Origin of the sequence: Streptosporangium sp. NPDC048047 (genome assembly GCF_040653115.1) — a bacterium.
In the GTDB taxonomy this organism is placed as follows: Bacteria; Actinomycetota; Actinomycetes; order Streptosporangiales; family Streptosporangiaceae; genus Streptosporangium.
The window spans coordinates 1-22299 of the sequence record NZ_JBEZNH010000087.1 but is presented as its reverse complement, the minus strand read 5'-3'; the positions used below and the strand labels follow the sequence as shown (position 1 = coordinate 22299).

Annotated in this window: 17 protein-coding genes and 1 pseudogene; 8 read left to right on the top strand and 10 right to left on the bottom strand. The window is 71.5% G+C overall.

All coding sequences use genetic code 11. From position 1 onward, the window contains the following. Positions 1-58: 58 nt before the first annotated feature. Positions 59-1801, top strand: a pseudogene (locus AB0D67_RS37275) (LamG-like jellyroll fold domain-containing protein); the annotation flags it as partial. A 91-nt stretch (positions 1802-1892) separates the two neighbouring features. Beyond that, on the top strand, positions 1893-2945 hold the full coding sequence (locus tag AB0D67_RS37270; RefSeq protein WP_362946596.1) for a hypothetical protein: 1053 nt from the start codon (positions 1893-1895) through the stop codon (positions 2943-2945). A 406-nt stretch (positions 2946-3351) separates the two neighbouring features. Here AB0D67_RS37270 and AB0D67_RS37265 read toward each other — a convergent pair whose 3' ends face one another. Further along, the gene (locus tag AB0D67_RS37265) at positions 3352-3615 is read right to left on the bottom strand and encodes a winged helix-turn-helix domain-containing protein (RefSeq protein WP_362946594.1); all 264 of its coding nucleotides are present in this window, start codon (positions 3613-3615) and stop codon (positions 3352-3354) included. Between the two features lie 177 nt (positions 3616-3792). Between AB0D67_RS37265 and AB0D67_RS37260 the strand changes: the two genes are divergently transcribed. Next, complete coding sequence (locus tag AB0D67_RS37260) at positions 3793-4086, top strand: hypothetical protein (RefSeq protein ID WP_362946591.1); 294 nt, start codon at positions 3793-3795, stop codon at positions 4084-4086. Further along, positions 4074-4361 (top strand): hypothetical protein, encoded by a 288-nt coding sequence (locus tag AB0D67_RS37255; protein WP_362946589.1) that lies wholly within the window; start codon positions 4074-4076, stop codon positions 4359-4361. The genes AB0D67_RS37260 and AB0D67_RS37255 overlap by 13 nt, the downstream gene beginning before the upstream one ends. A gap of 311 nt (positions 4362-4672) precedes the next feature. Here AB0D67_RS37255 and AB0D67_RS37250 read toward each other — a convergent pair whose 3' ends face one another. After that, positions 4673-6733: a prolyl oligopeptidase family serine peptidase gene (locus AB0D67_RS37250; protein WP_362946587.1), complete on the bottom strand. Its 2061-nt coding sequence runs from the start codon at positions 6731-6733 to the stop codon at positions 4673-4675. A gap of 164 nt (positions 6734-6897) precedes the next feature. On the opposite strand from AB0D67_RS37250, the gene mshB reads away from it, so the two are divergent. From mshB to AB0D67_RS37235, 3 genes are read left to right on the top strand one after another with little or no spacing between them, the layout of a single operon-like run. Next, positions 6898-7800, top strand: a complete 903-nt coding sequence (mshB, locus tag AB0D67_RS37245; RefSeq protein ID WP_362946584.1) for an N-acetyl-1-D-myo-inositol-2-amino-2-deoxy-alpha-D-glucopyranoside deacetylase — start codon at positions 6898-6900, stop codon at positions 7798-7800. Between the two features lie 11 nt (positions 7801-7811). Further along, positions 7812-8318: a DUF6113 family protein gene (locus AB0D67_RS37240; protein ID WP_362946582.1), complete on the top strand. Its 507-nt coding sequence runs from the start codon at positions 7812-7814 to the stop codon at positions 8316-8318. 51 nt (positions 8319-8369) lie between these two features. After that, the gene (locus AB0D67_RS37235; RefSeq protein ID WP_362946580.1) at positions 8370-8807 is read left to right on the top strand and encodes a hypothetical protein; all 438 of its coding nucleotides are present in this window, start codon (positions 8370-8372) and stop codon (positions 8805-8807) included. On the opposite strand, the gene AB0D67_RS37230 is transcribed toward AB0D67_RS37235, so the two are convergent. The 8 genes from AB0D67_RS37230 to AB0D67_RS37195 form a co-directional block, all read right to left on the bottom strand. Further along, positions 8797-11442, bottom strand: coding sequence for a penicillin acylase family protein (locus AB0D67_RS37230; protein WP_362946599.1), 2646 nt, complete (start codon positions 11440-11442; stop codon positions 8797-8799). The genes AB0D67_RS37235 and AB0D67_RS37230 overlap by 11 nt on opposite strands. Positions 11443-11679: 237 nt before the next feature. Continuing rightward, complete coding sequence (gene cysS, locus AB0D67_RS37225) at positions 11680-13059, bottom strand: cysteine--tRNA ligase (protein WP_362946577.1); 1380 nt, start codon at positions 13057-13059, stop codon at positions 11680-11682. Positions 13060-13177: 118 nt separating this feature from the next. Then, positions 13178-15031, bottom strand: coding sequence for a sigma factor-like helix-turn-helix DNA-binding protein (locus AB0D67_RS37220; RefSeq protein WP_362946574.1), 1854 nt, complete (start codon positions 15029-15031; stop codon positions 13178-13180). 49 nt (positions 15032-15080) lie between these two features. Beyond that, positions 15081-17138, bottom strand: coding sequence for a UvrD-helicase domain-containing protein (locus AB0D67_RS37215; protein ID WP_362946572.1), 2058 nt, complete (start codon positions 17136-17138; stop codon positions 15081-15083). A 3-nt stretch (positions 17139-17141) separates the two neighbouring features. After that, the gene (locus tag AB0D67_RS37210) at positions 17142-19445 is read right to left on the bottom strand and encodes a hypothetical protein (RefSeq protein ID WP_362946569.1); all 2304 of its coding nucleotides are present in this window, start codon (positions 19443-19445) and stop codon (positions 17142-17144) included. 68 nt (positions 19446-19513) lie between these two features. Beyond that, entirely contained in the window at positions 19514-20263 is a 750-nt protein-coding gene (locus tag AB0D67_RS37205; protein ID WP_362946567.1) for a methyltransferase domain-containing protein, read from the bottom strand. Positions 20264-20500: 237 nt separating this feature from the next. Further along, positions 20501-21577 (bottom strand): extracellular solute-binding protein, encoded by a 1077-nt coding sequence (locus tag AB0D67_RS37200; protein WP_362946564.1) that lies wholly within the window; start codon positions 21575-21577, stop codon positions 20501-20503. A gap of 136 nt (positions 21578-21713) precedes the next feature. After that, positions 21714-21890, bottom strand: coding sequence for a hypothetical protein (locus AB0D67_RS37195; protein ID WP_362946561.1), 177 nt, complete (start codon positions 21888-21890; stop codon positions 21714-21716). A gap of 161 nt (positions 21891-22051) precedes the next feature. Between AB0D67_RS37195 and fdxA the strand changes: the two genes are divergently transcribed. Then, a partial coding sequence (gene fdxA / locus AB0D67_RS37190) for a ferredoxin (RefSeq protein WP_362946558.1) occupies positions 22052-22299 on the top strand: 248 nt, incomplete at its 3' end.

The window sequence follows — 22299 nt, the reverse complement described above, 5'->3', positions numbered from 1 at the left end:
CCCGCGATCATGCTGTGACCAGCGACCCGTCTACCGAGGATGAAAAAGCCTCACTGTCGCCGCGTGGATTCGACTGTCCGACAGAGATGCCGCCTACACCTTCCTGGAGCAGAGAGGTACACATCAGGCGCCCTTCCGGATTGGAAATGATCCGGAGCATGGTCTGGTGTTCACCATCAGCAGTGCTGACGACGCGAACGCCTCCGTCGAGGGTGTGCTGTCCGGCGTCAAACCGCCCGTTAACAGGTGGTTTCACCTGGCCGGGGTCTACTCGAAGGAACCCGGAAGCGTGACTCTCTATCTGGATGGCAATGAGATCGGAAGCTCGGCGATTAGCTTTCCATCCTGGAATTCCATCGCTCCCATGACTTTGGGGACCGCCCTAACGGGGAGTTTGGATGATGTGTGGGTCTTCGACCGCGCACTCAATGCCGATGAGGTCTTCTCAGTGCTGGACGGTGGCCCCGCGGCCGAAAGTTCAACGGAAAACAACACTGCGACCAAATCGATGAACACGGTGGCCGCTGCTGGCAAGTACGACCGGATCGATCCAGCCACCTGCCACAAAGAATACGGCCGCAAGCGTACGCACGGCCTCATGAAGAACCGCTTCAGCGGATGCATCAAATATAAAGTGTCAGTTCATCACCAGATCGAACAAGACGACGACGATACCGACATAACAGATGGCAACAGCTGGGATGCAGAACTGCTCTTCATCGCCAAAACCTACACCGGAAAAAGATCTCTCGACACGGGGGCGACAACACGTGACACCTGGTTCGATGTTTACATCGCAACCGGGACTTACGGTGGCCTCGCCTTTCCATCAACCGAGATTGGTACTGACGGTCTCACTGTAGGGATGCGTCCCGCACGGAATCAGACTGCCTGCCGTGACGTCACCGGGAATCAAAACAAGGTAAGGAAGGACGTTGATGATTGGGACGACACGGCTTGGGACGAATCCAACGAGTGGAACAAGGTAGCAACGTTCCAATTCCGTGCTGACCCAGCACACGCGCCCGCGACTCGCACCGACTGGTATCGGTCCGGCGTGCATCCCAACGACGAGAAGATCTCCAACTGCGTCTTCCAGCCGTATGCGGAAATCTCTCCCGGAGCACAGATTGAGCACGAGGTCGACTTCCAATATACGACCACTGAGCACGACTTCAAGGTCAGATGTGACAGCGCGGACTACCCGTCCCGGAGGGCCGGCGGTTGCACGGTACCTATCGTGCCATCGATTCTATGGAAGCAGTCCGGCGGATACGAGCAGGCATACATCCACTACTGGAAGGCGTGCTACGACCAAGCAGACACCTTCCCAAAGCGATCCGCAGCAAAGGCCATTCCCGGTTGCGCCATCAAGGGGTCCGGCCGTCCGCCAGCCAGCCAGAATCTCTGGCGGCTACGAGAAAATATCGATAACAACAGGGCCCGATCTGGAACCAGATGCCATGACCTGTGGCCCGGCTACAGTCTGGCAGCCGACCCTCAAGAATGCGACGAGTACCCGTTCGCCTCGGTAGGCAACCGTTCCACGGACGAGGACAAGAAGGGCAGCCTTTCTGTCTGCGCGATGCCGGCAGGTCCGCTGGGGCCAAACCAAAAAGCTGGAAAGCTGCTGAACCGACTTTACAACGAGGATCGGATTCTCGATGGCGATGGATTCTTCAACAGATTCACCGGCGACAATGAAGAAACCGGCGCCCCGGAGCCACTTCCGAAAATGGAAGACCATTGCTGGCCGGGACACATAAATAGACTCTCAGGCTACTATTTGGGCACCAAATAATAGCTGATCTAATGGCCGCCGTGGAGATGACCAACGTCTCCACGGCGGCTTCGCTTGATCACCTGTCAATACTCAATGGAAAAAGACTTACATGACTTTCAGCGAAGCAGTGAATCACTACACCAAACTCCTCCGTGACAGCGCCTCGTTCGCTGAGGCACTGTCATGGACTGTCATTCGCCCTCTCGACAAGTCCATAGCACTCGACGCCGTAGCCGCACGCCTGATCGGTGGCGGACATCCGCTCCTTACGGAGTCCGACGATGAATTCACCGAGGAAGCCGAATTCTCAGAGGGCTATGCCGTCTATATGGGACGGTCGGGTGAGGCAGTCATGCTGGTTGAACCCGGTGGGTTCAGCTACGCCTCCATACCACAGGTCATGGCATGGCTCAGTCAGGACGCGCAAGTATGGCACCTGTCGTGGAATCACACCGGCAGCAGAGTCCTGGAGTACGCGGCCAACGGGCAACGGCTGGCCCGGATTCCCGAACTGGATCCTCATGCGATCCATGGCGCTGACCCCGCTGCGCTGCAGGAGGAGGCAGCAGCCCTGGAAGAAACCAGAAACGCCTCCTGGCCGGTCAAGAAGGCAACGGCAATGGCAATCATCGAACGGCGCACCGGAGCACGCTTGCCCATGGACTGGTTCGACCAGCCGCGCCTGGTGGCGATCGTTGACCCGCTGATCAACGATGAATGCCCGCCAATCGGCCTGGAGCATTACGAACCAGACATGCATGTCCAACTCCAGTCAGCACCCCCGGAGTATCGACAGGCGGTGCTGCTGCAAGTGATCGACGTTCTCGTTGAACGTTTCGACCTTGGCCTGACCGCGATCACACGGGCTGTGCGGGTGGCACACGCCGGACAACCTCTTGACGGTGCCCTGCTGGAAGAGGTGCGAGAAGAATGGGTGGACCTCGGCGCGCGATGGGCTGGGCGTGGCTACGCCGTCCGAGAGGAAGATGAGAACACCTGGCGACGGTGGGTGGCGGTCAATGCGATCCGCCACAGCCTGCGTTCCCTCAACGAGGGAGCCAGCTTCTTTGACGGCCTCACCTACGCCAGATTCGCGTTGTCAGAGAATTGGCCCGAGATTAGAGCCGGGATTCGCGGGATAATACGCGATGTGAGCAACTGAACCGGTATGGACTGCAACTCGGCCTGAAGAATGACGGTTTCCTGGGTGCAGCCGCTGGATAGACCCCTGTAGGTGTCTGCGGCTGCGCTTGGTCGAGCGGGTTTCCCGTCCTCTCGCCGGACCTCTGAGGCTGCCATTTGTTGACCGACCATCGCTTCGGCTGTCCGTACAGGTCGTCTTGGATGTCATAGAAGTAGCCGTCCAGCAGTAATTGGCGAACCGGCTCACCAGCGACGTCCGGCAGATGCGGGCCGATGCCGTCCGCGTTCACGGCTGCCGACCGATGATCACGGCAGTCCGCGCAGCCGCCGGTGAACTTCCCGGAAAGCTCCACCGAGTTCGGTGCCGCCCGTACGTGGTCTCGTACCCCTCAAGCCGCTCGCCAAGAGCCTGGCGGCATGGCCGGCTACTCAGTGGAGTCATCTCCCTGTTCTGCCGCCTGATCGCGTGGGGTGACGAAGCTGCCCAGGTTCGGCACGGTGTAGATGAGTCCCTCATCGCGGAGCAGTTTCATCGACTTGCGCAGGGTTCCGCGGGCCACGCCGAACTCCTGCATGAGCAGCACCTCGGAGAGCAGATGCTTGGGGCCGTAGGTGCCATCGGCTATGCGCTGGCGAAGGATGTCGGCGACCTGCACCCATCTGAAGCGATCCGGCTCGAACTCGACCATGTCCCTAACCATAGAAATCCCTGGTCAGGCGTCCCGAGATAGCCCATGGCATGCAATGGCATGGACAGGTATGTACAGGGTGGTTATCCTGCTGCCATGGCGACCGAGGGATGTGACCTGAACAAGATCCGCTCGGCTTTCCCAGTTCGGGGGGCATCACATGGTGATCCACGAACAGTGGAGGCGGCTGAGGCGCTCCGCGCCGCCCTGGCCGACCATGGGATCACCGCGGACGTTCACGACGGGTACGGCCTGGCGGTGGTGTCGGTGTGGATCGATCTGCTCGTCTGGTGCGACGGGCGGCGGTTCTGGTGGCGCACCGAATGGAACGCCCGACAGAGCCGTCCCGTCTACGCCGAGCACCCGGCGCTGGAGCCCGTCCAGGCCGCGCAGCGGGTCGCCCTCCGCTATGCCGACCTGCGCCGCGAGCACCCGGCGGAGCCGGAAGAGCGCAGCGCATGCCCGCGGTGACCCACTGCCTGAGCCCGCACGCGGCCAGGCCGCAGCACGGCTGTGAACGGTTGGTGTGGCGGGCGCCGTACCGGTCGCTGGTGCGGGTGCGGCCGGTGGCCTGGACCTGCTCGTGCCGGGCGACGGTTTACGAGCTGTGCCTCGGCGGCGGGCGGGCGTTCCCGCGCCGGACGGTCCGGCTCACCGGCGCACCCCGAGTTCAGGAGACCGCGCCCATGACGATCACCGAGGCTCAGGCGGCCTGGACGGCGGTGCCGTCCGGGCACGCCTGCTGAAAGACGGGCGGGGCGGTGGGAAAGGAGGGATCTCGCCGTCCCGCCTGCCGGGAGCCGCCCCACACGGCTCCCGGCCCTCGGCTTCCCCCGCCCCTGGGGACCGCTCAGTCTCACGGCCGGTCTCGGGAGCGGTGTCCGTCGGCCCCGTCGGTCACCGCTCCGCGCGTTCCCCGTATACGGGACCGGCCTTCCCCGGAGACACCGGCGGTCCGCAGGGGCGGGGGAGGCGCGCAGGTTCCCTCGCCCCGAAAGCGGAAGGACCCGCCGGTCCCGCCTGTCGCGGCGGGGCCGGCGGGTCCTTCGCCGGGCCGTTAACCGAGGGCCTTCTTGAGGAAGTCGACCTGGAGGAGCAGGAGGTTCTCCGCCACGACCTCCTGGGGCGTCATGTGCGTGACGCCCGACAGCGGCAGCACGGTGTGCGGGCGGCCGGCCGCCAGCAGGGCGGACGACAGCCGCAGCGTGTGCGCGGCCACCACGTTGTCGTCGGCCAGGCCGTGGATCAGCAGCAGCGGGCGCTCCAGCTTCTCGGCGTCGGCGAACAGCGACGACGCCTCGTAGTGCCCGTCGCCCGGCCGGCCGAGGTAACGCTCGGTGTAGCAGGTGTCGTACAGCCGCCAGTCGGTCACCGGGGCGCCGGCCACCGCCGCGTGGAACACGTCCGGGCGGCGCAGCACCGCCAGCGCCGCGAGGAAGCCGCCGAAGGACCAGCCGCGGATGCCGACCCGCGACAGGTCGAGGTCGTCGGGGAACCGGGCGGCGGCGCCGTGCAGGGCGTCCACCTGGTCCTCGAGGGGCGCGGTGGCCAGGTCGTTGAGGATGGCCCGCTCGAAGTCGGGCCCGCGGCCCGGGGTGCCCCGGCCGTCGGCCACGATCACGGCGAAACCCTGGTCGGCGAACCACTGGCTGGTCAGGTAGGCGCCGGAGGCGGTCAGCACGCGCTGGGCGTGCGGCCCGCCGTACGGGTCCATCAGGACCGGCAGCCTCGCCGAGCCGGGCTCGTGCCCGGTCGGGAAGATCACGGCGGTGGACAGGTCGCGCTCGCCCGCCCGGATCAGGGAGACCCGCAGGTCCAGGCCGGGCCGCTCGGCGTACGAGGGGATGTGGCCGCACTGCCTGCCGTGGTGCAGGACGGTCGTCATCGCGCCTTCGAGGTCCATCGCCTGGGCGGTGAGCACGAGGGTGCCGCCCGCGGTGTGACCGCTGTAGACGCCGCTCCCGGCCGGGCTGACCAGGGTGATCCGGCCGTCCCTGTAGGCCCACAGGGCGATCTCGGTGGGCTCGCCGCTCGCCCGGAACAGCACGGTGTCGCCCTCGATGTCGAGGACCTCGCGGACCTGGAGCGTGGCGGGGGTGACCGGCTCGTCGCCGACGAACAGGCGGTGGCCGCCCTCGGAGGCGGCGACCCAGACCACGGACCCGTCGGTCAGGCGGCCGGGAACGCCGGTGTAGACCTCCACCCAGGCCGGGTCGGTGTCCTCGCGCAGCGGGGTGGTGGCGCCGGTGGCCGGATCGACGGCGAACAGCCGCTTGGACCGCTGGTCGCGCGGCATGGTGACGATCATGGGGCCGTGGGCGTCCCAGACGGCGTTGACGAGGTACTCGTCGGTGAACGGGACGGCGACCCGCGAGCCGTCCAGGGACAGCACGAACAGTTCGACCTTCGCGTTCGGCGTGCCCGCGGATGGGTAGCGCTGCTCGACGGCCGGGCGGGACGGGTTGGCCGGGTCGGCGATGTGCCACAGCTCGACCGGTGAGACGTCGGCCCGCTCGACCAGCAGCGCGTCACCGGCGGGGGACCACCAGTAGCCCCGCATGCGGTTCATCTCCTCGGCGGCGATGAACTCCGCCAGGCCGTACGTCACCTCGGGCGACTCCGGCCGGGCCAGCACGTGGTCGACCTCGTCCTCCAGATCCTGGACGTGCAGCGCGCCGCCGGTGACGTAGGCGACGTAGCCGCCGTCGGGCGACACCCGCGGGTCGATCACCGGTCCGGCGGTCTTCAGCCGGCGCACCCCGCCGGTCCTCAGGTCGGCGGCGTACAGGCTCCCGGAGAGCGCGAAGGCCGCCGTGGTCACCGCGGCGTCGGTGCTGTAGCCGACGACGCCGCCCGCCTGCTCCCGGCTGCGCTCCCGGCGTGCCCGCTCCTCGGGCGGCAGGTCCTCCTCGCCGCCCGCCAGGGCGCGCGGGTCGGCGATCAGCCGCTCCCGGCCGCCGGCGACGTCGTACTCCCACAGGCAGGTGACCGGGTCGGATCCGCCCTTGGACCGCAGGAAGACGACGCGATCCCCGCCGGGGGCGATGGTGAAACCGCGCGGCGCCCCGAGGGTGAACCGGCGGGTCCTGGCGTGAAGACGAGGAAAGCTCTCACTCATGAGAGCCATCTTGCCAGCTCCACCTTCCCGGGGCGGAGGTGCCGCCGGACGTCCGGGCGTACCGGCGCGCATCCGCGAGGGCCGGCGGGAGGGATCCGGGGAGGCCGCCGGGAGCGGCCGTGTCGGTGCCGGGCGGGGATCGGACGCCGGATAACCTCTGAGCCATGACTGACCGGCGCCTGCTGCTCGTACACGCCCACCCCGACGACGAGTCGATCGGCACCGGAGGCGTCATGGCCAGGTACGCCGCCGAAGGCGCGCACGTCACGCTGGTGACCTGCACGCTCGGCGAGGAGGGCGAGGTCATCCCGCCGGAGCTCGCGCACCTGGCGGCCGACCGCGACGACGCCCTCGGCGGGCACCGCGCCGGGGAACTGGCCGCCGCCTGCCGGGAGCTGGGGGTCGCCGACCACCGCTTCCTGGGCGGCCGGGGACGCTGGCGCGACTCCGGGATGATGGGCGTCCCCTCCAACGACCGTCCCGGGGCCTTCTGGCGGGCCGGTCTCGACGAGGCCGCCGGGGAGCTGGTGAAGGTCATCCGCGAGGTGCGGCCCCAGGTGCTCGTCACCTACGACGAGGACGGCTTCTACGGCCATCCCGACCACATCCAGGCCCACCGCGTCTCCTGGCGGGCCTTCGAGCTGGCCGCAGACCCGGCGTTCGGCGAGGGCGAGCCCTGGCGGATCGCCAAGTTCTACCTGACGGCGGTCGCCCGCTCCACGACGCGCCGGGCGGTCGAGGCGATGCGGGTGACCGGGACGCGGTTCCGCGTCGAGGGCGCGGACTCGGCACCCGGCCGCGCGGACGAGGAGATCACCACCGAGGTCGACGTCCGCGCGTACTTCGGGCACAAGCTCGCCGCGATGCGGGCGCACGCCACCCAGATCACCGTGGACGCCCCCTGGTTCGCCCTGTCCAACGACGTCTGCCAGGAGGTGGCGAGGGTGGAGCACTTCGTGCTGCGGGCCGGGGCCTCGGGCCCGGCGACGCCCTCGCTGCCGGTCGAGGCCGGTGGCCTGGGGGAACCGTACAAGCTGGAGGACGACCTGTTCGCCGGCATCGACTAGCCTCGGTTCCCATGGACCCCATGCCCGCGCAGGACGCGCCGGACGCGCAGGGCGCGCAGGAGCGGAACCCGGCCCGGCGGGGGCCGTCGGAGGCGACGGTCACCGCGGCGTCGTACGGCGTGCTCGTCCTGTTCGGGCTCGTCTCCGGGGTCGTGGGCGCCTTCCAGCACTCGTGGTACCTCTGGCCGGTCCCGATCTCGGCCGTCGGCTGCGTCGCCGTGCTGTTCGCCGCCTGCCACGCCGGCGGGCGGATGACGGGCGGGAAGCTGGGGGCGCTGACGCCCGCGGCGGCCTGGCTGGTGGTCACGATGATCTGGATGGGCCGGCGGCCCGAGGGCGACGTCGTCATCGCGGACGACCTGTCGAGTTACGTCTACCTCTACGGCGGCCTGCTCGCGGCGCTGGTCGCGGTCCTGCTCACCCGGTCGCCCCGTGGCGGCTCGTGGCTGCTCACGCAGCGCTCCCTCGGCCCCCACCCGGCCGGTCGGGCCCCAGGAGAGCGCGAGACCGGCTCCTGACCGCCGTTCGGCCGTGGCGGGAGCCCCAAGAGGGGGCGCACAATGTGCGGTATGCGGCGGTTGTATCGGGTACGGCGGGCGGTCAACTACGCGAACCTGTCCACGCCGCTGGGGCTGCTGGTGGCGCGGGCGGGCCGGGCCAGGACCGCGCCGGGCCCCGGCGGGCTGGTCCTCGCCCACGGCTACCGCCTGCCGTTGCCGATCGCGGGCGCGTTCACCGTCGGCAACGTGGTGCTGACCCGGCACGACGAGGGCTACCTCACCGGGGCGCTGCTCCGGCACGAGGCCCGGCACGCCTCGCAGTACGCGGCCTGCCTGGGCCTGCCCATGCTCCCGGCGTACGGCGTCGCGGCCGTGCTGTCCCTGCTGCTCAGCGGTCACCAGGCCGCCTGGAACGTCTTCGAGCGGCTGGCCGGGCTGGAGGACGGCGGCTATCCCCGCCGCCCGCCGCGGTGGCGGCGGGATCGGCCGGGGTCCGTCAGGGGCTGAGGGTCAGGGTGTGGGTGGCGGCCTTCTTCACCGCCTCCTCGTGGAAGGGCATCGGGACGGTCCTCCCGTCGGCCCACAGCGGCGCCTGGTCGGCGTAGTTGTCGTGGAAGGCGTGCCCCGACGCCCCGGTGAGGTTGATCCACTGCGACCTGTCCAGGTCCGACAGGTCGACGACCATGCGCATGGAGGGCACCGTCTGCACCGAGTAGTCCTTCTGGGCGTCCCACCCGGCCGCGTCGACCGCGTCCTTGCTGCCGCCCACCGCGAACGGCCCCCGGTTGAACAGCCACTCGATCGGGGCGATCCCCGAGGTGCCGAAGGTCTGGTTGGTGAGCGTCAGCGTGTGCAGGTCGCCCCAGCGCCAGGTCTTGACGTCCGGGCCGAGGCGGTCGCGCAGCTCGTCGTAGGCCAGGGCCATGGCGCTCCGCAGCATGTCGTCGCGGGTCTCGACTCCCTTGGTGCGGGAGTCGTCCCAGAACGGGTCGTCGGGCGTCTCCAGCATGAGGCGGACCACCTCGAACCAGCGGTCGCCGCCGGTCGGCCGGGCGCCCTCGGGCAGGTCGTCGTTGAACGTCTCGATGAGCAGGTGCCGCCAGACGGCGTTGAAATACATCGCGGGCCCGGAGTCGGCGCCCTGGGAGTGGTCCCAGTCGCTCAGCAGCTCGCGGGCGTCCGCGGCGCCGCCGGCCACCTTCACGTCCAGCAGTCTGGGCACCAGGACGGAGGCGAAGCCGTTGCGGCTGTCCTTCTGGATCTCACCCATCGTCGAGGCGTCCACCTTGCCCTTCTTCAGCTCGTCCTTCAGCCGGTCGGCGATGCGCTGGGAGCGGTAGCCGTACGACCAGTCCTTGGTGAGCAGGTTCGGGTAGCGCTCGGGGTCGATGACGGCGTTGTTGGCCGTCACGATGTAGCCCTCGGGCGGGTTGTAGGCGCTGGGCAGCTCGTCGAACGGGATGACGCCCTTCCAGGAGTACTCCCCGGTCCAGCCCGGCACCGGCCAGGTGCCGTCGCCCCGGCTGCGCACCGGGATGCGGCCGGGCGCCTGGTAGCCGATGTTGCCGTCGACGTCGGCGTAGACGAGGTTCTGCGCGGGCACCTCGAACCTGCTCGCCGCGGCGCGGAACTGCTGCCAGTTGCGGGCGGTGTTCAGCTCGAAGATCGCGTCGGCGGTCCGGCCGGGTTCGAGCGCCGTCCACTTCAGCGCCACGGCGTCGGCCTTCTCCCCGAAGGCGGAGTCGGCGCCGGTCATGGTGTCCTTCACGTCGTCCATGACGTCGGACACGATCGGCCCGTGCATGGTCTCGCGGACCTTGAGGCGGACCGGGTCGCCGCCCGCCACCCGGATCGTCTCGGTCCTCGTGGTCAGCGGCTTCCAGGCGCCCATGTACTGGTAGGTGTCGTCCTTGGTCCGCTCCAGGTACAGGTCGGCGACGTCGGGCCCGAGGTTGGTGAAGCCCCAGGCGATCCGGTCGTTGTGGCCGATGATCACGCCGGGCACGCCGGAGAAGGTGAACCCGGTGACGTCGAACGGACACCCGGCGTTCACCGTACGGCAGTGCAGTCCGGCCTGGTACCACACCGAGGGCATGTTGGCCGACAGGTGGGGGTCGTTGGCCAGCAGCGGCTTGCCGGACCCGGTGTGCGAGCCGCCGACCACCCAGGAGTTGGAGCCGATGCCGCTCGGGTCGGCGCTGTCGCCCATCAGGCTCGGCACCGCCCGCAGTACCCGCGAGGCGCGGGCCAGCGCCTCCACCCCGGTGCCGGCCGGCGCACCCGTGCCCGCGTCAGCGGCGTCGGCCGGGACGCCCGTGCCCGGGGCCGTTCCGGTGCCGGGCGGCGCGCCCGCGCCCGCGCCGGTGTCCGTCCCGGCGCCGGATCGCGTGGCGGCGTCCTTGTCGCCGGGCTCCCGGTTCTGGTCGAACCCACGGTCGGTGACCGTGCCGCGGGTGACGATCGGCTGGTGGGCGCCGAAGGGGTAGCCGGGCCAGAGCTGCCCGACCCGGTCGGCGGACAGCCTGCTCGCCGCGATCGCCCGGCCGATCTCGGAGTCCATGTTGGAGCGCAGGTCCCAGGCCATGGCCTTGAGCCAGGCGAGGGAGTCCACCGGGGTCCAGGGCTCGGGCTTGTAGCCGAAGTTGGTGAGCTTGAGGACCGCGTACTCCAGGCTCCGGTCGGCGAAGCCCCGGTTGCGCTCCATCCAGGAGTTCACGCCCTTGGCGTAGGCGTCGAGGTAGCGCCGGGTCCGCTCGTCGAGCAGCGGCAGCTCCTTCTCGGCCACCCTGCGCCAGCCCATGGTGCGGATGGCCTTGTCCTCGGGCAGGGTCGCCGAGCCGAACATCTCCGACAGCCGCCCGGCGGTCACGTGCCGGCGGAAGTCCATCTCGAAGAAGCGGTCCTGCGCGTGCACGTAGCCCTGGGCGAGGAGGAGGTCCTCGGCGGAGTCGGCGTATATCTGGGGGATACCCGACTTGTCACGGTAGACGGTGACTTTTCCTGACAGGCCGTCCACCTTCAGGTCGCCGGAGAGCTGGGGGAAGGACGAGCGAACGGCCCATACGCCCACCCCGGCGATGACGACCGCGAGTACCACCACGACGGTGAACGCCTGAGCCAGCCACCTGAGCGGCCGGGGCATCCAGGCATACGGCCGGAACCTCACAAAGACCTCCTATGCGACGTGCTCGAACAAGTTTGGCAGCACCCTGGAGCGGGAGCGCCGCTTCCGAGCCCGCCGGGAGGGCCGTTCACAGGCCGGCCGGCAGCGCGGTCCGGGACCTCGCCGCGACGAACGCCCTGGCACCCGGCGTGCGGGACCTCTGTCCGGCCCTCACGGGCCCTTCGGGAACCGGGTGGAGCGCGAGCGGTCCGGCCCTCAGGACCAGATCTGGCCCTGAGGGGTGTCGGCCACCCGTACGCCCAGGGCGGCCAGCTCGTCGCGGAGACGGTCGGAGGCGGGCCAGTCCCCGGCCTCCCGCGCCCGCTCCCGCCGGTCCAGCAGCTCGGCGGCGCCCGCGGGCAGGCTCGGGGCCCGGCCGATCTCGGACGCGAGGTCCAGGGCGAGGACCCGGTCGAGGTGGAGGAACGCCTCCAGCCGCGAGCCCGGCGCGACCGACTCGTCGCGCTCCAGCTCGCGCAGGAGCCGCAGGGCCAGCGGGGTGTCCAGGTCGTCGTCGAAGGCGTCCTCGATCGCCGCGACCGGCTCGGCGGGCATCGGCCGGCTCGGCGACTCCGACCACCCGGCCACCCGGGAGCGCCAGCGCCGCAGGGTGCGGTCCGCGGCCCGCAGGACGTCCCAGGTGAGGTTCATCTGCCGGCGGTAGGGGTGCTCCAGCATCGCCAGCCGTACGGCCAGCGGATCGAGACCCGCCTCGGCGACGTCGGAGAGCAGGACGACGTTCCCGGTGGACTTGGCCATCTTGCGGCCCTCGAAGAGCAGGTGCTCGCCGTGGATCCAGTGGGCGACCACCTCGCGGCCGGCGGCCGCGTCGGACTGGGCGCGCTCGTCCTCGTGGTGGGGGAAGCGCAGGTCGATCCCGCCGGTGTGCACGTCGACGCGCTCGCCGAGGAAGCGCAGCGACATGGCCGAGCACTCGACGTGCCAGCCGGGGAAGCCGCGCCCCCAGGGCGACTCCCAGGTCAGCTCCCGGTCGGCGGGCTTCCACAGCGCCCAGTCGGCGTGGAAGCGCTTGCGCTCGTCGACGCCCGCCACCCGGTGGCCGGGCCGCAGCCGGTCCAGCCGGTTGCCGGAGATCTCGCCGTAGGAGGGGAAGGATGCGGCGTCGAAGAAGACCGATCCGTCGGGCGTGGCGTAGGCGTGTCCCTTCTCGATCAGCTTCGCGATCAGCTCGATCATCGCCTCGATCGTCTCGGAGGCGCGGGGGGAGTGCTCCGGCGGCCGGATGTTCAGGGCGAGGGTGTCGGCGCCGAACGCCTCCTCGTAGGACCGCGCGAGTTCGGGGGCGGAGCGGCCCTCGGCCCGCGCCCGGGCCAGGACCTTGTCCTCGCCGGTCGGGTCGATCTCGGCGTCGTCCACCAGGTGCCCGACGTCGGTGATGTTCCGGCAGACGACCACCCTGACCCCGCGCCGCTCGCAGACCCGGCGGATGAGGTCCGACAGCAGGTAGGACCGCAGGTTGCCCAGGTGCGCGTGACGGTAGACGGTCGGCCCGCAGGTGTACATGCGCATCGAGCGGGCCCCCTCGGCGAGGACCGGCTCGACCCGGCGGTTCCGCGTGTCGTACAGCCGCAACATGCCCCGAGCCTAACCGCCGCCCGCGCGCGGCGGCCCACCAGCCCGGAACCGTACGGCGCCGCCCACGGGTACGGCGCAGCCCACGGGCGGGGCCGGGCGGAAGGCCCGCGAACCGGGATCAGGCGGCCGTGCCGTCCAGCAGGGCCAGGATCTCCCGGTCGCCGCGCTCGCGCAGCCGCGCCAGGACCTCGTCGCGGCCCGAGTTCTCCGGCAGGCCGATCCGGGCGCCGATCAGCCGGACGCCCTCGGCCTCGGAGGCGACCGGGGCGGTGTAGCCGATCAGGTGGAGCGCCCGGTTCAGCGACGGCAGGGTCGACGGGGCGGCCGGCAGGAAGCGGGTCAGCAGCTCGCCGCCGTCGGAGACGGTCAGGAAGACGTGGTCGCCCTCGGAGGCGTTGGCCGCCACCAGGATCGGGCGGATCGACCCCATCGTCGGCTGGTTGTGCCAGCTGATCACCACGTCGCCCGAGGGGGTGGCGGCGGTGAGCTGACCGCCGGGGGCCATGCCCAGGTGGGCGGCGAACCCGGTGGGCAGCGGGGAACCCGAGCCGCGCAGGTGCTCGGCGTTGATGTCCACCCGGTGCCACCAGCGCCCGTCGCGGCTGCGGAAGCAGCGCCGGGTCGCCGAGACGTCGCGGCGCGGCTGGTAGTCGGTCTGCTCGGCGCCGGCCACCCGGATCCACCCGCGCTGGGTGCGCTCGAAGCCGGGGCCGCCCGCGTAGGCGCGGACCGAGCTCTCGCTCACGTCGTAGCGGGAGGTGAGGTTCGCCACGATCGTGTTGACCGACTCCTCGCCGCCCGCCCGCTCGATCTCCCGGGCGATCATCTCCCGGATGCCGAGGTACTGGTCGCCGCCCCAGCGGGTCAGGCCGTACCTGTTGCGGTCGAGCCGCAGGAACCGGTCGTCGGCGGTGAGCTGGTTGCGGATGCCGACGAGGCTGTAGTCCTCGCCGATGCGCTCCTGGATCTCCTCGGGCGTCAGCGCGCCGCCCGCCACCGCGAGCACGGCCTCGGCCTTGTCGTTGACGCTGCGCGGCCACGGCACCACGTGGTTCTCGAAGACCCGGAGCTGCGGCACGGAGACGAGCCAGCGCTCGGCCACGTCCTCGCGGATGCCGAGCTGGCTGACCAGCGTGACGGCCTCGTCCAGCGGACGGGGGCCGTCGGCGAACAGCTGCCGGGTCTTCTCACGCAGTTCGTCGGACCCGCCCGCGACCAGCCAGCCGTCCACCTGCTCGTAGCCGGTCAGCAGGGTCCGCACGAACCGCCAGGCCGGGATGCCCAGCGTGGTGAGGTCGGTGCGGTGCCACGGCACCGCCGCGGCGAGGTCGTCGGCGGGCACGGCCGAACCCAGCCGGCCCCGCAGCCACGACACGTGGGCCATCAGCGGCGCGGCGCCCTCGCCGGCCAGCCACGCCTCGACGTGGTCGCGCAGGTCCCGCTCGATCTGCCGGATGCGCTCCCTGGTCACCGAGAACCGCTGGGCCAGGTCGTCGAGCGTGGCGCGCTGGGAGGCGTAGAGGCGGTCCCTGGCGATGGCGCGCTGCCGCTCGTCCAGGTCGGCGAACACCTCGTCGATCAGCTCCGGCAGCGGCCGGTCCTGCCGGGCGGGACGCTGCCGGGCCGCGGCGCTCTCCGGGGTGACCGGTTCGAGCAGCCGTTCCAGCACCTCGGTGAACAGCCCGTGCACCGCCTCGCGGCCGAGCCCCTCGGACATGCGGACGCTGGCGGCCGGATCGGCGAACCTGAGCAACGGCAGGACGTCACCGAGCGTCAGATGCCCCCAGCACGTCAAAGCGAGATCGGCCAGGCGTCCTGAGACCTCGGAGGTCCCGATGACGGCGCATGCCCGGTCGAGCGGTAGCGCCTGCCACCACGCCTCGGGGAGACGGGGATCGGTTGCGATCGGCGCCACCTGGCCGGGAGAGGTCCAGCGCAGGGGTGGCACGATGTCGCTCAGGCTGAGGTTCATTGGGGTCCAACCGCAAAAGGGGAAGATATCCGCAGTCCAGAATAGGTAGTCAGGTGGGAAGGAAGGGACTGGCGCGTCCCGTGTGAGACACGTAGAGCAGCTCTCTGGCCCGGGTGCAGGCCACGTAGAGCAGGCCGCGTTCGCGCTGCAGATCGTGCGCCCGCGCGGCGGGATCCTCCGCGGCGGGGGTGAGCGCCCCGGGGGCGGGCACGATCCCGTCGGCCACGCCGATCACGGCGACCCGCCGGAACTCCAGACCCTTCATTCCGTGCAGCGTCGTCACTCCCACCCCCAGATCGCGCAGCGCGGCCCGGGCGTCGCGCACCAGACCGGCGGTCCTGGCGGCCACCCCGATCTCCCGCGGCGGCACGCCGTCCCGGACCCACTCTCTCACCCGGACCGCCAGACCGGTCAGTTCTTCCTCCGGCGAATCGTAGGCCCGCACCATCGGGCGGGGCCCGTGGCCGGGCGAGCGGAAACCGTACATCTCCTGGACGCCGGCCACCAGGCCGTCGGCGGGCCCGCCGCCGCGCAGCCGCACCGCCCAGGCGAGGATCTCCTGCGGCAGCCGGTGCGACACCCGCAGCCGCGTCGGCACCGCGTCGATGCCGACCGAGCCCAGCGGCACCCGCGTGTCGAGGACGCGCTGGTGGGGGTCGCCGACGATGAACAGGTCGTCGGGGGCGTACGGCACCGCCGCGCGCAGCAGCCGCCACTGCGCCGGGTGCAGGTCCTGCGCCTCGTCCACCACGATGTGCCGGTACGGCTCGCGGACCGGCGCCTCGTCGCCCAGCAGGTCGCCGGTCGTCCGGCCGAGCAGCAGCGACGCCTCCGCCGCGAGCTGGAGCAGGGTGCGCTTGCCCCGCTCCCGCAGCCGCCCGGTGACGTGCTCGACGGCCCGCCACACGGACTCCCGCTCCTCGGGCCCGAGGTCCACGCCGCGGCCCGGACGGGGCGCGGCGAGATACTCCTCCATCGTCCGCAGGTTCTGCGCCAGCACCACCTGCTCCCACTCGCGCAGCAGGAACGCCGGGCTGTGGCCGCCGCCGCCCTCCTCCCAGAGCGCGGCCAGGTCGGCGGAGTCGGCCAGCGCGGGCGCGCGCCCCTCGACCCCGGAGACGACCCGGTGCGCCAGGCGGTCGACGTTGCCGACCTCGATCCGCTCCCGGACCTCCGCGTCCTCGACCAGCAGGTCCAGCCGGGCGGACAGCTCGGCGCTCAGCTTCTGCGAGAACGTGACCAGCAGCACCGGGCCCGCGCCGCGCCGGGCCAGGAAGGCGGCCCGGTGCAGGGCCACGAGGGTCTTGCCGGTGCCCGCGCCGCCGGTGACCAGCACCGGCCGCTCGTACGGCCCGTGGTAGGCCAGCCGATGCTGCGGCGGGTGCAGGAACACGCACCAGTCCGGGGCGTCGAGCACGTGGTTCAGCTCGTGCGGGCTGCCGACGAAGACGGCCCGGTCCGGGCTGCGCAGGAGCGCGGCGGCGAGGTCGTCCGGATCGATCGGGCGTCCGTCCGGGGGGACCGCGCGGCAGGCGTCCAGCTCCCGCCACGCCCCGGCCAGCGACTCGCCCCGGGCCAGCGCGGCGAGCGGCTGGTACTGCGTCGGGGGCAGCAGCGGCTCCAGCGCCTCCAGGGCGAGGTCGTCGGTGATCAGCCGGACCAGCGGCAGCAGCCGCCGGTCGACGCCCAGCTCGGCCAGGTCGGTGTCGCAGTTGTCGGCGAACAGCCGCGCGGAGGTGGCGGACGCGGCCCGGCGCAGCGCGGGCTCTGCCCGGCCGAGCGCCTCGGCGTCCCACGTCTCGACCACGCCCAGGGCGGTGTTGACCCCGAACCGGTGGCGACGGCCGTAGGCCCACGCCTCGGCGTCGGGCAGCACGGTCAGCAGCCAGTGGACGTCGCGCTGCCTGACCACGACGCCGCGGTGCCCCTCGGCCAGCCGGAGGGTGGCGACCCTGGGGTCGCCGGCCCCCCTGATCCGCTCCGGGTGCGGCGCGCCCGCCACGCCCTGCATGAACCGGCGCACCGCGACAACGACGTCCCGGCGCGCCGGCTGGGCCAGGGCGCCGAGTTCCAGGGGGAACTCCGGGGAGATGGCGAGCCGCGGCATCGGCTACGCCATCAGGGACAGCAGGTCGCGGTCCCCGCGCTCTCGCAGCCGGCTGAGCACGTCGGGCGAGCTGATCGGTCCCGTCATGCCGACCCGGGTGGCGATGACCCGTACGGCCTGCTCGGGGGTGCCGCCCAGGGCGGTGTAGCCGACCAGCCGGAGCGCCCGGGAGAGCGGCTCGTCACCCGGGTCCGCCGCGGGCAGGTGCCTGGCGCGCAGCACCCCCTCGTCCGACAGCGTCAGGAACAGGTGGCTCCCCTCCTTGGCGCCCACGTCGGCGAGGAGCGGCCCCAGCGACGAGAGGACGGGCCCCTCGCGCCAGCTCAGCGTGACCTCGCCCACCGCGCTGTCGACCGTACGGGCCGCGCCGGGAGACATGCCCAGGTATGCGGCGAAACCGCTGGGCAGCGGGCAGTCGTCGCCCCGCAGGTGCTCGGCGGTGATGTCGACCCGCAGCCACCAGCGGCCGTCCGGCTGCCGGAAGCAGCGCCGGGTCACCGCGACGTCCTTCAGCGGGCGGAACGGCGACCGGCCCGCCGCGCCGGGCCGCCCTCCGGTCCCGCCGGGCGGCCGGTCCGCCTCCCGGGAGGGGGTGTCCGGCTCCCGGCCCGCGTTCTCCGCCGAGGCTCGCGGCACGGGGGCCCCGGCCCTCTCACCGGCTTTCTCACCGGCCTTTTCGCTGGCTTTGTCCCCGCTTTTGCCCCCGGTCCCCTTCGGCTCCTTGGGTCCCTTGGAGTCCTTCGGCCCCCTGGCCTCCTTGGAGCGCCCGGTCTGGGATCCGCCGCCCTGACGCTGGGGGGTCTTCTGCCCGGCGCTGAGGATGCGGAGCTGGGGGACGTTCTCCAGCCACTCCTTGGACACGTCGGGGTGGATGCCCAGCGAGGCGACCAGCGACAGCGCCTTGGTCATGGTCAGCGGCGGCTTCGCCTGGCTGATCACGTCGCGGGTGTGGTGGCGCAGCTCCACGATGTCGCCCTCCACCAGCCACTCGTCGACCAGGTGGTAGCCGTCCAGGGTGGCCAGCACGAACTGCCAGGCCGGCACGTCGAGGGAGGGCAACTCCCGCCGGTGCCAGCCGGCGGCCGAGACCAGGCGCGACTTCGGAGCCGCCTTGCCGAGGGTCCGCCTGACCTCCGCCAGATGCTCCCGGTACGGCGCCGCCTCCGGTGAGGCGAGCCACTCGGCGAGCCGCCGCCGCAGGTCCGCCTCCGCCTCGGCGATGGCGGCGGGCGGCACCGCGAAGAGCTTGGCCAGCGCCTCCACCGCCGCGGGGTCGTCGCTGAACACCCTGTTCTGCGCGACGGCCCAGCTCCGGTCGTCCAGGTCGGCGAAGGCCGCGTCCAGCAGGGCGGGGAGGTCGGGGGACGCGGGCTCTCCGGCGGGCCCGGCCTGGTCCGCGGCGTCCCCGGCCGGGGCTCCGGCGTCCGCGGCGACCGGTGACGCGGCGACCGGTGACGCGGCGACCGGCGACGCCACGACCGGTGGCACCGCGGGGTCCGGCTCGGCCCCGGCCACGGAGGCCGGCTCGGATTCGGAGGCCGGCTCGGGTCCGGAGGCCGGCTCGGCCACGGGGTCCGGTTCGGACTCGGCGGCGGGACCGGCGACGGGTCCGGGTTCGGCGGCGGGCTCGGGTTCGGCGGCCGGTCCGGCGGCCGGTCCGGCGTCGGGAACGGCCTCGGATGCCGGCGCGGGCTCGGGTTCGGCGGCCGGTTCAGGTTCGGGGCCGGACACCGGGGCGGCGGCCGGCTCGGGTCCGGCCGCGCGGGCGGGTTCCAGGACGGATTCCGGAAGCGGTTTCGGGAGCGGCTCGGGCCCGGCGCCGGAGACCGGTCCGGCTCCGGCCGCGGCTCCGGCCCGCCCGGGATGGGCGAAGCGGTCGAGCACCGCGCCGAACAGCACGTGCACCACGGGGAACGCCTGAATGAAGGGCTGGTCGCGCAGCTCGCGGCCGGTGAGGGCGAGCAGGCCCGCCCAGGAGCCGGTGCGGTCGAGGGCGATGGCGGTGCACGGCTCGTCCGCCTCGTCGGGGTCCAGGACGTACAGCGCGGGCAGCACGTCGCCCACGGCGGCGGCCGGCCAGTGGTCCAGGGCGATCCGGGCCAGCAGCTCCGCGAGCCGGTCCGGGCCCAGCACGGCCAGCACCCGGTGCAGCGGCAGGCTGCGCCACCAGGCGTCCGGCAGATCGGGCTGGTCGGCCAGCTCCGGGATCGTGCCCGCGTCGCTCCAGCGCAGCGGCGGCACGAGGTCACTCAGACAGAAGTTCATCCGCTCCCCTTCCAGCCCCTCCAGCCGCCCGATCCGCTTCACGTCGCCGGGGAACGAGACTTATGGAACAGACCATAGTCTGGCAAATCACCCCGGCGCATCGGGCCGGTTCAGCGGCGTACGGCCGCGAATCTGAGCCGCACGTAATCCGCCATCCAACCGGTCTCCCGGCGCAGCGCGGGAGCGGCCAGCTCGTTGACCCGGCGCAGCAGCGAATCGACCATCCCGGCGGGGAGCGTGCGGAGCAGCGACCCGGCGAACATCCGCACCCAGCCGGCCGCCCCGTCGGGGCACTCGTCCATGGGGGTCGGCCGGTCGAAGTACTCCAGCAGCCGGACGACGAACCCGCCCCGCTCCAGCCGCGCGGCGTACTCGGCCGGGGTCGGGAAGTACCACGGCAGGTCGGGCTCGGGCAGCCCGTGCTCCCGCCAGGCGGTGGACATCGCCGCCGTCAGCGCGGCGCAGTTGCCCGCGCCGCCCATCTCGGCGACGAACCGCCCGCCCGGGGTCAGCGCCTCCCGCACACTGGCGATCACCGCGTCCGGATCGCGGCCCATCCAGTGCAGCGCGGCGTTGGAGAAGACCGCGTCGTACGGCTGGGCGACCGTGAAGTCGCCGCCGTCGCCGACGATGAAGTCGATCCCGGGGTACTGCGCCAGGGCCTTCTCGATCATCGCCGTCGAACCGTCGATCCCCAGGACGCGGGCGCCCCGGGCGGCGATCTCGGCGCTCAGCACCCCGATGCCGCAGCCGAGGTCGACGACCCGCTCGCCCGGCCGCGGGTCCAGCAGGTCGACCAGGGGCGCGCCGTACGCGGAGACGTATCCGAAGCCGGTGTCGTGGGCGCTCCACCTCGTCATGCCGGGGGTGTCGTGTAGCAAGACGTCAGCTCTCTTCCGAACACCACGGGCCTCTTGCCGGTGCTCTCCGGACACTTTAGAGCCTCGGAGATGCCCCGACATGTCAGTCCCGTGAGCCCCTCCGGCCGGCGGACGTCCCGCGAGTCCCCCGGGTTCCGCTCTGCGGATCTTCGCCGTGGTGAGGGGCCGCCTGCACGACCGCGGCGGGCGAAAGGTTCCGCACGACGGAACCGCGGGTCAGCCGGTCTTCCTGTCGTCCCAGCGGTGCCGGAGGTAGCCCTTGGCCGCGTCGATCTCCGGCACGGTGAGGTAGACGGGCTCGGCCCTGGTCGCGGGCAGCTTCGCCGCCAGCGCTCCGTCCAGGGCGTCGCGCATCCGCAGGGCCTCCATCCGCGCCGGGCGGGCGTAGCCCTTCATCATGAGGTTCTGGCCCCGGTCGGAGAACAGGAACTCCTCCCACAGGCGCGCGGCGGCCGGGTGCGGCGCGTTCCTGCTGATCGCCTGCACGTAGTAGTCCGCGAGCGCGGTGCCGCCCGGGACGACGACCTTCCAGCCGGGCCGGCCCGCCCCGGCCGCCGCGGCGGCCCGCGCGGCGTTCTGGTAGTCCCAGTCGATGACGGCGTTGGCCGTCCGCTCCCCGGGCGCGAGGTTGCCCGCCTTGCGCAGGCGGTCGAAGAACTCCACCCCCCGCTCCACCTTGGCGCCGCCGTCGCCGAGGGAGACCGCCATCACCCCGCCGAAGGCCGCCGCGGACTGCCGGGGGTCGCCGGGCAGCGCGACGCGGTAGCCGGGCCGCAGCAGGCCGGCGTAGGACGACGGGGCCGCGACCTTCGAGGAGTCGTAGGCGATGGACATGTAGCCGCCGTACGCGGCGTACCAGCGCCCCGCGGGATCCTTGACGCGGTCGGGGACGTCCAGCCAGCCCTGCACCCGGTAGGGGGCGAAGGAGCCCGCGTGGGCGGCGGCGACCTCCAGGCTCAGGTCGAACACGTCGGGCTTGAGCCGGCCCGCGGCCTGGATCTCCCGCTGGCTGCTCGCGCCGGGTTCGAGCTGCTCGACCTTGATCCCGTACTCCCGGGAGAAGGTGTCGATGATCTCGCCGTAGTTGATCCAGTCGCGCGGCAGCCCGATCACGGTGAGCGTGCCCTCCTTGCGGGCCGCCTCGACCAGGCGGTCCATGGTCGAGAACCCCTCCCGCATGGAGGCGGCGTCCACCTTGACCGGTGGAAGCGGCCTGGTCTCGGTAGCCGGGGCGCCACACCCGGCGATCGTGGCGACGAGGGCCACGGCGGCGGCGCTGATGCGTACGGTCACCCACCGGATACTCGCCGCGACACGCGGGGCGGTCGAGGAGGCGCGACCGTTCTTGGGAAAGGGGTTACGCCGGAAAGAGTCCCGGTGTCCCGCGGACGTGCCGCCGGTGCGCGGACGCGGGCCTCGGGGAGCGGGCCTAACCCCGGCGTTCCGGCACCACCCTGGCCGCCGCGAGCGTGTCCTCGGCGATCTCCACCAGGGAGCCGTCGCGCCTGCGCACGCCCAGCGTGCCGCCGTGCCAGAACTCCAGCACGCCCACCGCGTCCCGGAAGCCTTCGGGGACCCGTCGTCGCGTGGTTACCCTTTTCCCCACGTCGGATGGGGTTATGGTGATGACGAGGCGAGCGCCGAGGCCTGGGGCCACTGTTTTTGCCCCCTCCCGTTTCGGACATGTGACGGGCACGGCAATACTAGGGCGTAGCAACCCCGCGGTCGAAGTCGCGCCCAGGTGCGTAAAGGAAGAAGGAGCCCCAGGTGACCTACGTCATCGCGCAGCCTTGCGTGGACGTCCTTGACAAGGCGTGCATCGAGGAGTGCCCCGTCGATTGCATCTACGAGGGTGAGCGCATGCTCTACATCCACCCCGACGAGTGCGTGGACTGCGGTGCGTGCGAACCCGTCTGCCCCGTCGAGGCCATCTTCTACGAGGACGACCTTCCCGAGCAGTGGAAGGACTTCTACAAGGCCAACGTGGAGTTCTTCGAGGAGCTCGGGTCGCCCGG